This is a genomic window from Enterococcus italicus (genome assembly GCF_023743875.1).
Taxonomy (GTDB): Bacteria; Bacillota; Bacilli; order Lactobacillales; family Enterococcaceae; genus Enterococcus_G; species Enterococcus_G italicus.
Genome location: NZ_JAMRVB010000001.1, coordinates 1,242,477 through 1,255,415 on the forward strand (window position 1 = coordinate 1,242,477; position 12,939 = coordinate 1,255,415).

A 12,939-nucleotide genomic window follows, 5' to 3' on the forward strand; every position below is an offset into this window, starting at 1 on the left:
TTATTCACTTTAAAACGAAATGGTTACGATTTGAACAGGAAGACTTTACCAGTTGGTTCAATCATTGTCAATAAAAAACTGTGACAAAATTGGTCAGCTAAACGCGAAAAACCAAAAAATCCAGAAGTTATTTCTCAAACTTTTGGACTTTTTGGTCGTTTCTTACTAGCTAATTCTATCGCACGCTCTAATGTTTCTGTGAGCGTCGTTGTGTTCTAGTAATCTGTTCGGTTTTGGTTTGTTTAGCTAATAATTTTAGGCGATACGGCTCATGGTAGCGAAAGCCATCTTTCACAAAATCGCCACCAACAATATACAATCCGACAGGCTGTAATTGCTTTTCTTTGGTGTAATGAATCTTACCGATGGGTGTTAGATCATGATAGGTTTTACCAATACGCAGTTCATACTCCCCTTGTCCGTATGCTTTGACAAAATAATACGGATAAATGGTATTCCATTCGACTAAGTAGCCTTCTTTTTTTGATAAATCATTCGTTGGAATGACGTTTTGCTGAATTAATTCTTGCATGTAACTCGCCAAATGCAACTGATAATCTTCATAAAAATCAATCATCACTTCTTCGGTATCGATGGATTTCATCGCCCGTTCCTGTTTTTTCTCTTGCTGAATATTAAACGCATCATCTGGCAAATATTTGACAAACAATTGTGTGATATCTAATCTAGTATTTTTGTCTAAAAAATAATAAAACACATTTAACACGATAAAATACATCAATACAGCAAAAATCAGCGCATAGATAATTCCTTGCACATAATTGCCATTTTGGTACATGCCATACACGATACGTAAAATATACAACGTCGGGAAGAGACTCAAAATGGTGTACCCACGATTTAAGTATTTCGGACTAATATCTAAATAACCCAAAAATTTATTGATACCATTAATAATATCTAGTATGACACTCATTGTTGATCACCTACCGTCTCTGTTGTTTCTGTGTCTGCGGCTGCACCTTGATTGGTTCGTGCATTATTTGTAGCATCACTTTCACTCGAGGTACTTGTCGTCGACGAACTTGTGGAACTTGATGAGCTAGACGAGCTGGACGAACTAGATGCACTCGAATCATCACTTATACTTGCGTCCGTTTGTGACGTCGTATCTTGGCTAGTAGTTGCTGTTGTCATAGGTGCTGAGTCACTGGCTGTTTCTTCTGTCGATTCCATCGAGTCTGTCGTCTCTGTCGTTGATCGACTTTCAGACTGACTAATGGTTGTTTGTGTCGTGGTGGTAGTAGTCGGCTGACGGTAACTTGAGCTATTGACGACTGTCGTGGCAGTCGCGATCAAGATTGAAATGGTTAATAGTGCTATTGGTTTCAAAATAGGAGGAACTTTCCGCATTTTTTTTGACTCCTTGTCTTTCTTTTGTCTTGTATCGTAGCACAAAAAGCTTAGGAATTTCTTAGGATACACATTTTTTTCAAAAAAAAATCACTCGACCAAATGAAAATATTTGATCGAGTGAGTCTTTACTCTTGATAGTAATGACGAATTTTATTTGTAAATTCTTTGATCACATCAGTCGATGCCTGCCACTTGGTCTGTTCGTCTTCAGTCATATGAATTTCTAAAATATCGCTTGCTCCTTGGCGATTTAAGATTACCGGCACACCCGCAAACATATCTTGCTCTCCGTATTCTCCTTCTAGGAGGGTCGATACAGGTATAATTTTATTCTCATCAAAGAGAATCGCCTTAATAATGCCGACACAAGCCGATGCGATTCCATAATACGTCGTCCCTTTTCGATTATAAATTTCCCAGCCTTCTCGCGTCGTCTTTGTCACTAGTTCAGCCAGATCGACATCGCCTACTATCTCGGGATTGTCATAAATAACGTCTAAAAACTTCTTCCCTGCAATCGTCACTGTCGACCAAGGAACCATCAACGAGTCGCCATGTTCACCCATCGCATAGGCATAGACACTCCGCGGATCCACATCTACCAAATCTGCAATAAAATTCGTTAATCGAGCCGTATCCACAGATGAGCCCGAGCCAATTACTTGATTCTTGGGTAATCCTGACAGCTTGTAGACAAGGTATGCCATAATATCGACTGGATTGGATACCACGATAAAGATGCCATCAAACCCACTAGCCATGACTGGTTCCACAATTGATTTGGCAATGTTGGCAGTCATATCCAATGTATCTAAGCGGGATTGCCCTGGTTTGGGCGGTGCGCCTGCCGTAATCACGAGAATATCTACATCATGGCAATCCGCATACGTGGCTGTCTTGACGTGCACATTACGATCCAGATATTGAATCGAGTTACGCAAGTCGCGTACTTCACCAGCTGCCTTCTCTTCATTGATATCAATCATCAATACTTCGTCACATACCCCTTGCGTAATTAGGCTAAATGCCGTAGAAGAACCTACTAGCCCACTACCCACGATGGCTACTTTTGATTTGCTGCTTTTCATCGCTCATCCTCTTTTCTATCTTTTTTTCCATCATAGCAAAAAGTACCACATTTGTATGCTTTCCAAGATTAGATAGCTAAGCCAATAAAAAGCCTTGCTTCTTTAAAAACTCAGCCACTTCCGGACGTCTCACCTCTTTGAGAAAGAGAATATTTTTTTCACTCCAACTCGTTTCTTGTGCATTCACTCCGCGCTTGGCATAATAAGCTGCTGTTTGCTCCTCATACGCACCCAGATTCGCGAATTGCTCACGAGGATAGTGGTTTTCTGCGACTTGATTTTTCTGAGGCATGCGTGGTTTTGGATCATTTTTGGATACAGGATGCCCAATTGTCAAACCAAAAACAGGAACCGTAAATGGCGGTAAGTCTAATAATTTTGCCACTTTGTCGATATCATTACGGATACCACCAATGTAACAAATCCCTAAGTCCAGTGACTCAGCCGCTACAGCCATATTTTGCGCGGCAATTGTCGCATCAACAATGCTTACTATCAATGATTCCATCGATTGGATGCCTGCTAACGATTCAGCGTTGGCCTCTAATAGTGTCGCTTGGCGATACAAATCCGCTACAAATACATAAAAGACACCTGTCTGATTCACATAAGGAGCACTATTGGTAATAGCCGCCAGTTCAGAACGTAAGGCAGCATCTGAAATGTCAATAATCGAAAACGCTTGAACAAAATTCGAGGACGAGCCACTACGAGCAGCTGTCACTAATGTTTCTTTTTGGCTATCAGTCAATGGTGTATCCTTAAATGCGCGCACGGATACGTGGTCGGTTAATTGTTTGATTGTTTGATTCATTGCCATTCCTCCTTGATGAAATCTGACTTTATCTTACTACGAATGGGACTGCTGATAAACTATCACTCATCGTAAAACGAATGTAACATTAGAAAATTCACACTATTTACCCATTTTTAGAATTGTCTGATAGTATAAAATGATTCGAAAAGAAATGGGAACTAGTTTGAGAAAGAGGTTTATATGGAAACAAATTTACAAAAACAAATGACCACCCGTCACATTACGATGTTGGCTCTTGGTGGTGCCATTGGTGCTGGACTATTTAAGGGAAGCGGTGGTGCCATTGGCTTAGCCGGGCCATCTGTATTGGTGGCTTTTTTATTGGGTGGCTTGATTTTATTTGTCGTAATGACTGGGTTAGGACAATTGGTCTTATCGCATGACAAGCTAAAAGGCGGCATGTCAGGTGTGGTTCAGCCGGTCTTAGGCGACCATGCCGCAGACTTTATTGATTGGCTTTACTGGTCGATGTGGATTATTAATATTATTGCCGAGGCGGTCGCACTAGCTAGCTTTATGCAAGTCTGGTTTCCGACGATTCCGGTATGGGTATTTGTTTTTGGTCTAGCGGTATTGACTACTCTGATTAACTTATACTCGGTCCGCTTGTTCGCTGAAACAGAATATTGGTTAGCTTTGGCAAAGATTACCGTCATCGTATTACTCATTTTGTTTGGCCTATTTTTAATTGGTAAGGCCTCACTTGCACATGGCTTGATTCCTACTGTCTCTGCGATGAATCAGCATGGTGGTTTTGCACCATTTGGCGTGTCAGGGATGATTAGCTCCTTGTTAGTGGTCATTTATTCATACGGTGGATCAGAATTGATTGCCGTAACGGTCAGCGAAACGGCGGATCCTAAGACAGCAATTCCTCGTGCCATCCGTGGTGTAATGGGACGAATCGTGTCATTTTATCTGATTCCTATGTTGCTATTGTTGATTCTCTATCCTTGGACAACGCTGGCTGCGAGTGAGGTCAGTCCATTTGTGCTTATTTTTGAAAAAATGCACATTCCTTATGCTGCAGACATTGTCAACTTTGTCATTATTTTGGCGCTCTTTTCTTCGATTAATTCCGGTGTCTATGCATCCTCGCGTACGCTGTTTTTCCGTCTACAAGAACGATCAAGTCTTTTTGCGAAGAAACTGACGACACTCAATCATCATCAAGTCCCACAAAATGCTGTAATCTTTTGTACCGGTACACTTTATGTCGGTGTGATTGTCTCTTACTTTATCGGCGAGAAATTATTTGGTTACTTAGTGGGCAGTCTATCATATACTGTGTTGCTGACTTGGGTGATTTTGACCATCGCTGCCTTTGTACTAGCCAAACGCACGCACAACACGCGCCATTTAATTTTTAGTGGCTGTGCCTTAGTTGGGTTGTCATTGATTTTTATTGGTATTTTGATCAACAATGCCCTCACCATCACAGCCCTAACTGCACTATTGTACGCAATTATGTTCTTTAGTTATAGGAAGCCAACTGCTAGAGCACTGGATAAAAAGTCTCGTTAACTTTTTTTATAAAATAACCCAGCTGACTGTTCAGCTGGGTTATTGCTATTTCATGCATTCACTGATTCCTAACTATCCTCTTGATAACCTTCTTTTGTACCAAAAATAACAGGATTCCCCAAACATAATCATACCAACAGCAAATACAAAGACACTCACTTGTTGAAAGCCACCGGTCACCCATTTACTTATCTGCCAACCAATACAAAGCAAGCCAATAACAAAAGTCAAGCCATAAAAAAGCAAATCCATCCAACCATTGACTTTCTTTGTAAGCAACGCATCTTTAAAATCCACGTCTTCCTTAATTAATTCATCTAATGACACATCAAACAAGTCAGAAAGTTGGAGAATATTTTGAATATCAGGGTACCCTTTTCCACGTTCCCAGTTTGAAACTGCTTGAGTGGAGACATGCAGTACCTCCGCTACCATATTTTGCGTCATTTGTTTTTCTTTTCTCAACAATTGAATCTTTTCACCAATGTCCATTTGATTTCCTCGCTTTCCAGATACTACTGACTATGAACTATTTATCAGAAAAAGCAATCAACGAGTCATTGATACCTGGTAAAGCGTTACTTGAGTGCCCGTCCTAATAACTCTATGCTTGAAATCCTTGGATAAATTGCTTCGTGCGTTCTTCTTTTGTATGGAAGAAGAGCTCTTCTGGTGTCCCTTGCTCTAGAATGCGGCCTTGATCAAGGAAGATGATTTGATCTGAGACTTCTTTTGCAAATTTCATCTCATGAGTTACCATAATCATGGTCGTCTGTTGATGTGCGATACCTTTGATTAGTTCTAAAATACCTGCGACCAGCTCAGGATCGAGTGCGGACGTTGGTTCATCAAATAGAATTACCTCTGGCTGAATAGCAAGGGCACGCGCAATGCCTACACGCTGCTGCTGACCACCGGATAGTTTATTCGGATAAAAGTCCATCCGATCAGCCATCCCCACACGCTCTAGCTGTTCTTCAGCGAGTAACTTTGCCTTTTTTACGGGCATTTTTTTTACGGCAACTAGCGCCTCCATGACATTTTCTTTGACTGTTTTTTTGGAAAACAATGCATAGTTTTGAAAGACCATCGCTGTTTGCCGACGAATCGCTAATATATCGGCTTTGGTCGTTGTTTGAACATCCCGTGTCAAAGCACCAATCTGAATCGTACCACTATCGGCTGGTTCTAAAAAATTGATGGAGCGTAGCAAGGTCGATTTTCCAGAACCACTTGATCCAATGATCGTCAAAACGTCTCCAGTCCCAACTGTTAAGTCAATATCTTTTAACACATGATTTTCTTTGTATGATTTGTTCCAATTTTTTAATGTTAACATGACCTTCTCCTTTTTATAAGTCGACGTTTAGTTTGCGCTCGATGCGTTTGGCTACTTGTTCAATCAAGAGACACATCGCCCAGTAGACAAGTGCTACGGCGATATAAGCTTCGAAAAAGCGCAAGTTCGCCCCTGCGATAATTCTAGTCTGGCCCATGATGTCGATAATCGTTACCGTAAAGGCCAGTGACGTTGCTTTCAAGAGACTAATAAAGCTATTCACCAAGTTCGGCAGTGCGACGATCAAGGCAGATGGCAAGATGATGCGCATCATCGTTTGTACATTGGTCAAGCCGATTGAGCGTGCCGCTTCGATTTCATTTTTATTGACCGATAGTAAGGCTGCACGGAAGGTCTCTGAGGTGTAGGCTGCTTCATTTAACCCAAAGGCAATAAAGACATACACCAACGCTGGGATGGCGTTGACATTTGCGGTCACGCCCATTTGTTGGGAAAGCCATTCGACTAAAATTGGAAAGCCATAAAACGATAAGAACAATTGCACAAGCTGTGGTGTCCCACGCATAAAGGAGACGAACACACTACAGATTTGTGTTAAGACTGGGGTATTGCGGATTTTCACCACGGCAATCAAAAAGCCTAATCCCAGACCAATAATTGCGGACACGACCGTCATTAGTAACGTAATCGGTAATTTGGGTAGCAGTTGAGCGATAATTGACGGAATCAACGAGGGGACAAATAGTTTCCCGTCTGTTGTCTCATTCGTCTCTGCTTGTGCGGTATCACTGTCTGAGGTCGTCGCGTTCTCTTCATTCAATTTGTCATTTTTTTCGATTAATGCTTTTGTTAGCTGGGTATCATCTTGACCAAGGTATTTCATACTAATTTTCGTGAGTGTCCCGTCTTCACGCATTTCTGCTAAAATCTCGTCCATTTCATTCCTTAGCGTCAACTCATCTTTGCGGAAAATAAAATAAGAACCCGGTTGTCGTATTTGGTCTTCATTTTCGATGGTGTGTTGCTTTAATTGAATGCCAAAAGTCTGCTCTACATCATGAACGTACGTCGTTGCATAGATAGTCGCATCGAACTTCCCACTGTAGACATCGCGGATAATTTGCGATGGATCAGAATCCACGTATTGAATCGTGACTGCGTCGTCAGGATTTTCTTTGTTCCACGCTTCGAGAAACTGTGATTGTGGTGAAGCCGGAACGACGGCGATGGATTTTCCTTTCAAGTCAGCGACAGTCAGATTATCCGGCTGATCGGTTTTGGTAATTAAGACATTGTGCGTGACGATATATGGGTATAAAGAAAATAAGTACTTTTTGCGTCGGTCGCCACTCTCGCCTAAGTTATTGACTACTAGGTCAAATTTTTTCGAATCTAAGCCGGCAAATAATGATGCAAACTCCGCCGTTTCAAATTGAAAAGTTATCGTATCTGACCGACTTTCGATTTCTTTTAAGACATCAATTTCAAAGCCTGTCAGTTCATTTTTGTCATTGAAGTAATCCATGGGTTTTGTCTGACCAGATGTCCCGAAGATGACGACTTGTTTCTCCTGTGCATTGACCGTTGTTGACAGCTGCCAGCTGATGACGAACGCAAGGAGCGCCATCCCCCATTTTAGGCATGTGTGCTGCTTCCCTTTTCCCTTCATTTCTATTCCTTCTTTCCTTTTTTTCATACAAAAAAAACGGCATTAGACGTGTCTAATGCCGTTGACTAATCGTTTAAAGAAATAAAAACGTAAGCTGACAACCCGCATTAGACATTTATCTATGCAGGCATCAAAAACAAGCTCTTCATAGATACAAACAACTGGTGTTTGCACCTACTTGATGCAAACATTATCTATAAAAAGCATAGTAATAAAATCGTACTTGATTCATCGCTTTTTTCGTTTGCATCTGAAGTCCTCCTCTGAATTGTATGGGTCTACTATACACATAGCCGCCCTTATCGTCAACCTTTTTTAGCTTTTCATCCAACAAGGCTCCAATTGATTGCCATCTGGATCTTCAATCTCGAGCTCATACATCAGCTCTTCAGGGATGTCACGATTCAACCTTCTGACACTACCTCCGTGCTGCTCGGCTAGTCGACCTAGTTCTTTGACTTTTTCGACACTGTCCACTGTAAATGCTACGAGGGCGCCACTCACTTTTTTGGTATCCGCGACAACTTTGCCCGCGCTTAAAAACTCCTCGTAAAAAGGCGTCGTCAATAACATCACCCAAAAGGTATCATCCCACACCAACGCACTGGCTTGTTCATTAGAAAATTCTTCATTTTTTTGAAATCCTAATGCTTCATAAAACACAATCGAACGTGGCAAATCTGTTACTGGAAAATTCGCAAAGACTGTTGTCATCGTAATACCTCCGTTTTTACTCTATCGGTGTTTCACTAGAGTTTGGCTTAAAAGCACCCTGCTCAAATGCATCGAGCAACTCGCGCACTTGCGCTGTTGATTTTGTTCCCATTAGGCGCACACGCAATTCACTCGCACCTGGAAACCCTTTGACATAAATTTTAAAAAAACGATGCAAGCCGACAATCGGCCGCGGCACGCGCTCTTTGTACGTATCTTGTAAGTCCAATTGCAAACGTAATAAATCAAGCAACTCACTCGCAGAATGCTGACGAGGCTCTTTTTCAAAGGCAAACGGATTTTTAAAAATCCCACGCCCAATCATAATGCCATCGACCCCATATTTCTCCGCTAAAGCCAGCCCTGTCGCACGATCGGGGATGTCGCCATTAATCGTAATTGTTGTCTGGGGAGCGACCCGGTCACGGATAGCAGTCACCAAAGGAATCATCTCCCAATGTGCTGCCACCTTACTCATTTCCTTACGGGTACGTAGATGAATCGACAGATTGGCGATATCTTGACGCAATAAATGCTCGATCCAGTCTTGATGCTCGGCTAACTCTTCAAAGCCTAAGCGCGTCTTGACACTGACTGGTAAGCCACCCGCTTTTGCCGCGTCGATCAGTTCTGCCGCCACTTCCGGCCGTAGAATCAAGCCACTACCCTTGCCACGCTCAGCTACATTAGGGACCGGACACCCCATATTAATATCGATTCCCTTAAAGCCCATCTCCGCCATCCCAAGGCACATCTGACGGAAAAACTCTGGCTTGTCCCCCCAGATATGCGCAACAATCGGCTGCTCATCTTCAGTAAAGACCAAGCGTCCGCGAACACTCTCGATGCCATCCGGATGACAATAACTATCCGAGTTCGTAAACTCCGTAAAAAACACATCTGGCGCACCGGCTTGCTGCACGACATGGCGAAAGACCACATCAGTCACATCTTCCATTGGTGCCAATATAAAAAAGGGCTTTGGTAACTCGGCCCAAAAATTTGTCTCCATTCCTTCTGCTCCGTTCTGGCAATCAGTGTTGCCGACTTGTCAAAAATCATGACCATTATACAAGGAATACCCTTAAGAAGCAAAAAGCGCGTCCCTAGCATTCCATATGCACCGTTCTGTTTGGGGCGTGCTTGTTCCTAGCGTATACTAAATGTATCAAAGAAAAAGGAGTGACAGCTATGACAGAACCAGTGCTAATCGATCCACGCAAACTGTACCATACAGGGACCTTCAATAAAGAGGACCAAGAAGACGTTGCCGTGCAGGATGAGATGTCCATCGCCCCTGACTGCGGTGAAGAAAGCTACCAAGGGACACATCAATTGGAAAACCGCCGCGTCTTGATTACAGGTGCAGACTCTGGCATCGGTCGCGCAGTCGCTATCGCATATGCACGTGAGGGCGCGGATATTGCTTTGCACTTTTTACCCGGTGAAGAGAAAGATGCCCAAGAAGTCGCGAACTATATCGAGCAAGCCGGCCGCAAAGTCGTGCTATTGCCAGCTGATTTACGAGAGGAGTCTGCTCCAGAAAAGCTAGTCAAACAAGCCGTCGCAGGACTAGGTGGCTTAGATACCTTAGTATTAAATGCCGCCCAACAAATTAGCCAAGAAGACATCGCCGAACTTCCGATCCAACAAGTCCGTGACACCTTTACGGTCAATATTGTCTCGATGTTTGCCCTTATCAAAGCCGCCGAGCCCTATTTACCAGCGGGAGGTGCAATCGTGACATCGACTTCCACTCAAGGTTTTAACCCTAGTGGGAACTTACTCGACTATGCCGCGACCAAAGCATCCATCCGCAGCTTGACCATCAGCTTGGCGAAACAATTTGCTAAAAAAGGCATCCGCGTCAATGGCGTCGCACCCGGTCCAGTCTGGACGCCCTTGCAACTAGACGGTGGCCAACCATTAGAAGAACTGCCAGAGTTTGGCCAAGACACGTTACTCGGTCGCGCCGGTCAACCCGTCGAACTAGCACCCGTCTATGTCTTTTTAGCATCAAACAAAGCCAGCTATGTCACCGCCCAAATCTACGGCGTCACAGGTGGCGAAGCGATTAACTAATCGCCGACTACACCCCGACTGGCCAGACCAGCCGGGGTATTTTTTTCTAGTCACCAGTCATTGGACATGCTATAGTTAAAAAAAACGAAAGGATAAGACAATGATTACAAGAACCCCTTTCAGAGAAAACTGTCTATGGATTACGATCGATTCCGATCGCCTAGCCGATTCCTCTAATGTCTACGAAGAATACGAGATTGACCCTGAGACACTTTCTTACGCCCTGGATAAAAATGAACGCGCCCATACCGAGTACGAATTTGATACGGATACCCTGACTGTCATCTTCAATGTCTTAAACCAGACCAAAGATGACAATCACTATGAGACGATCCCGATGACCTTTGTGGCCAAACGCGACCGCTTATTGACCATCTATAACCACGAGAACGCCTATATTATCGAGCGGATGAAGCGCTACTTAGCACGCAATCCCGAAATATCTGTCTATAAATTTTTATTTGTCAGTTTGTTTTTGATTTCAGAAGCGTATTTCCCTTACGTCGAAAAGATGGACCGTGCCAAAGATGAATTCAATCGCAAACTCAGAGAAAAGACGACCAAGCGTAACTTATTGGCGCTATCTGATATCGAGACGGGAATGGTTTATTTGGTCTCGGCAGCCAACCAAAACGTCATTTTGCTCGAGCAACTAAAAGGACAATTCGTCTACAAAACCATGGATGACGTCGAGCGTGAACAACTCGAAGACTCCATCATCGAAGCACGACAATTATCCAGTATGACCCAACTTAACGCACAAGTCTTGCAGCAATTGTCCGGCACGTACAACAACATTCTAAACAATAATCTGAATGACAACATGACCACCTTAACCATCATTTCGATTTTATTGGCAACACTGGCCGTCATTACTGGCTTCTTCGGGATGAATGTCCCACTACCCATGACCCACAACAAGCATGCCTGGCTGATCATCCTTGGCCTTAGCGTCCTCTTGTGGCTCGTCTATGGCGCAGCCCTACGCTACATCATACGTAAAAAATAAGCGGCTGAGAAAGAATACAAAAAGACCAGCCAAAAGTGATTTCACACACTTTTGGCTGGTCTGGCTTTTACTTTTAGCTACTCGATTTTGATACAATTTCTGAAACATGTACGAACAATGTTTCAAGCAACTCAATCGTTACTTGACTGGTCTATAAAGCTTACAATACTTGTTTTCCTTTTTTGTAAACAATTTTTTCTTCGCCCACTGCTTTGATATCTTCTAGTGGATTACGTTCTAAAATAAGAAAATCCGCTAATTTATCGGCGGCAATTGTTCCCGCTTCACTAGCAATTTTTAATAACTCTGCTGCATTGACCGTCGTTGCTTGCAATGCTTGCAGTGGCGTCAAGCCAGCTTGAACCATCAAATCTAACTCAAACGCATTTAGCCCTTCAAAATCATTAAATGGCGTACCCGCATCCGTTCCCATCACAATTTTCACACCAGCCTTAGCCGCGCAACCAATACTCTTAAAGTGTGCTTCTTGGACTTCAAGTGATTTTTTCACCATAAACTCAGGCAATAAATCAGTGTGTTGATTAATCGCCCAAGGTGCAACGAGGGTAGGTACCACAAATGTCCCATGCTCTTTTAACATCTCGATTGCTTCATCATCAAGATAGATCGCATGCTCGATTGAATCCACCCCTGCGATGATCGCATTTTTAATTCCTTGCGTTCCTTGCGCGTGGGCACAAGCCGTACGCCCTTTATGATGTGCTTCATCAACGGCAGCCTTCATTTCTTCCACGCTTAGTTGGACATCGGTCGGTTGTTCTCCGTCGATACTGACACCACCTGTCGCCATCATTTTAATATTACGAGCACCTTTTTTCAGTAGCTCTCGCGCTGCCTTACGCGTTTCATCGGGGCCATCGACTTCCCGACCTAGCTCTGCTCCATGGCCACCTGTCATCATCAATGCCGCACCAGAACCGATAATACCAGGAGCGACAATCTTGCCTTCTCGTTCAAGCTTGCCCAACTTTAAATCAATATCATACGTAGAACCGACGTCGCGAATATAGGTGACACCATTTTTTAATAACTTCTTCAAGTTGTCCACTGCAATGTATGTATCTACGACAGGCTCAGATTGATTGCCATTGACTGATGATAATCCACCAATTTTAAACAATGGATCCAAAATAATATGCGTATGTGCGTTAATCATACCCGGCATCACATACTTACCAGCCAAATCAACGACCTCGACATCCTCAGCGACCGTCACATCTGAACCAACTTCCACAAACGTCCCCGCTTGATCATCCACCAAAAAATCAAGAGCTTCAAACGATTCATTTACTCCTGTAAAGACATGCGCGTTTTTAAAATATGTTTTTCCCATGCTAT

At 43.1% G+C, this 12,939-nt stretch carries 13 protein-coding genes; 3 read left to right on the forward strand and 10 right to left on the reverse strand.

All coding sequences use genetic code 11. The features are described 5' to 3' along the window. Window positions 1-187: 187 nt before the first annotated feature. From NE257_RS06005 to nfsA, 4 genes are all read right to left on the reverse strand, one after another. Window positions 188-937, reverse strand: coding sequence for a DUF6681 family protein (locus NE257_RS06005; RefSeq protein ID WP_251885996.1), 750 nt, complete (start codon window positions 935-937; stop codon window positions 188-190). After that, window positions 934-1,374 (reverse strand): hypothetical protein, encoded by a 441-nt coding sequence (locus NE257_RS06010; protein WP_251885997.1) that lies wholly within the window; start codon window positions 1,372-1,374, stop codon window positions 934-936. The genes NE257_RS06005 and NE257_RS06010 overlap by 4 nt, the downstream gene beginning before the upstream one ends. Window positions 1,375-1,502: 128 nt before the next feature. Then, window positions 1,503-2,465 (reverse strand): L-lactate dehydrogenase, encoded by a 963-nt coding sequence (locus NE257_RS06015; protein ID WP_251885998.1) that lies wholly within the window; start codon window positions 2,463-2,465, stop codon window positions 1,503-1,505. Between the two features lie 76 nt (window positions 2,466-2,541). Further along, entirely contained in the window at window positions 2,542-3,279 is a 738-nt protein-coding gene (gene nfsA / locus NE257_RS06020) for an oxygen-insensitive NADPH nitroreductase (RefSeq protein WP_251885999.1), read from the reverse strand. Between the two features lie 183 nt (window positions 3,280-3,462). On the opposite strand from nfsA, the gene NE257_RS06025 reads away from it, so the two are divergent. After that, window positions 3,463-4,806 (forward strand): amino acid permease, encoded by a 1,344-nt coding sequence (locus NE257_RS06025; protein WP_251886000.1) that lies wholly within the window; start codon window positions 3,463-3,465, stop codon window positions 4,804-4,806. A gap of 72 nt (window positions 4,807-4,878) precedes the next feature. Here the strand turns inward: NE257_RS06025 and NE257_RS06030 are convergent, their stop codons facing one another. The 5 genes from NE257_RS06030 to NE257_RS06050 form a co-directional block, all read right to left on the reverse strand. Next, the gene (locus NE257_RS06030; RefSeq protein ID WP_007207957.1) at window positions 4,879-5,298 is read right to left on the reverse strand and encodes a helix-turn-helix domain-containing protein; all 420 of its coding nucleotides are present in this window, start codon (window positions 5,296-5,298) and stop codon (window positions 4,879-4,881) included. A gap of 112 nt (window positions 5,299-5,410) precedes the next feature. After that, window positions 5,411-6,145, reverse strand: a complete 735-nt coding sequence (locus NE257_RS06035) for an amino acid ABC transporter ATP-binding protein (RefSeq protein WP_251886001.1) — start codon at window positions 6,143-6,145, stop codon at window positions 5,411-5,413. Window positions 6,146-6,158: 13 nt separating this feature from the next. Then, window positions 6,159-7,775, reverse strand: coding sequence for an ABC transporter substrate-binding protein/permease (locus NE257_RS06040; RefSeq protein WP_251886002.1), 1,617 nt, complete (start codon window positions 7,773-7,775; stop codon window positions 6,159-6,161). Window positions 7,776-8,090: 315 nt separating this feature from the next. After that, on the reverse strand, window positions 8,091-8,489 hold the full coding sequence (locus NE257_RS06045) for a VOC family protein (protein ID WP_251886003.1): 399 nt from the start codon (window positions 8,487-8,489) through the stop codon (window positions 8,091-8,093). A 16-nt stretch (window positions 8,490-8,505) separates the two neighbouring features. After that, entirely contained in the window at window positions 8,506-9,501 is a 996-nt protein-coding gene (locus tag NE257_RS06050) for a tRNA dihydrouridine synthase (protein WP_251886004.1), read from the reverse strand. Window positions 9,502-9,680: 179 nt separating this feature from the next. Between NE257_RS06050 and NE257_RS06055 the strand changes: the two genes are divergently transcribed. Together NE257_RS06055 and NE257_RS06060 are read left to right on the forward strand one after the other, a co-directional pair. Further along, entirely contained in the window at window positions 9,681-10,571 is an 891-nt protein-coding gene (locus tag NE257_RS06055) for an SDR family oxidoreductase (protein WP_251886005.1), read from the forward strand. Window positions 10,572-10,671: 100 nt separating this feature from the next. Further along, a complete protein-coding gene (locus NE257_RS06060) occupies window positions 10,672-11,580 on the forward strand; it encodes a magnesium transporter CorA family protein (protein WP_251886006.1) in 909 nt (302 codons plus the stop codon). A gap of 160 nt (window positions 11,581-11,740) precedes the next feature. On the opposite strand, the gene NE257_RS06065 is transcribed toward NE257_RS06060, so the two are convergent. Further along, a complete protein-coding gene (locus NE257_RS06065) occupies window positions 11,741-12,934 on the reverse strand; it encodes a metal-dependent hydrolase family protein (protein WP_251886007.1) in 1,194 nt (397 codons plus the stop codon). Window positions 12,935-12,939: the final 5 nt, after the last annotated feature.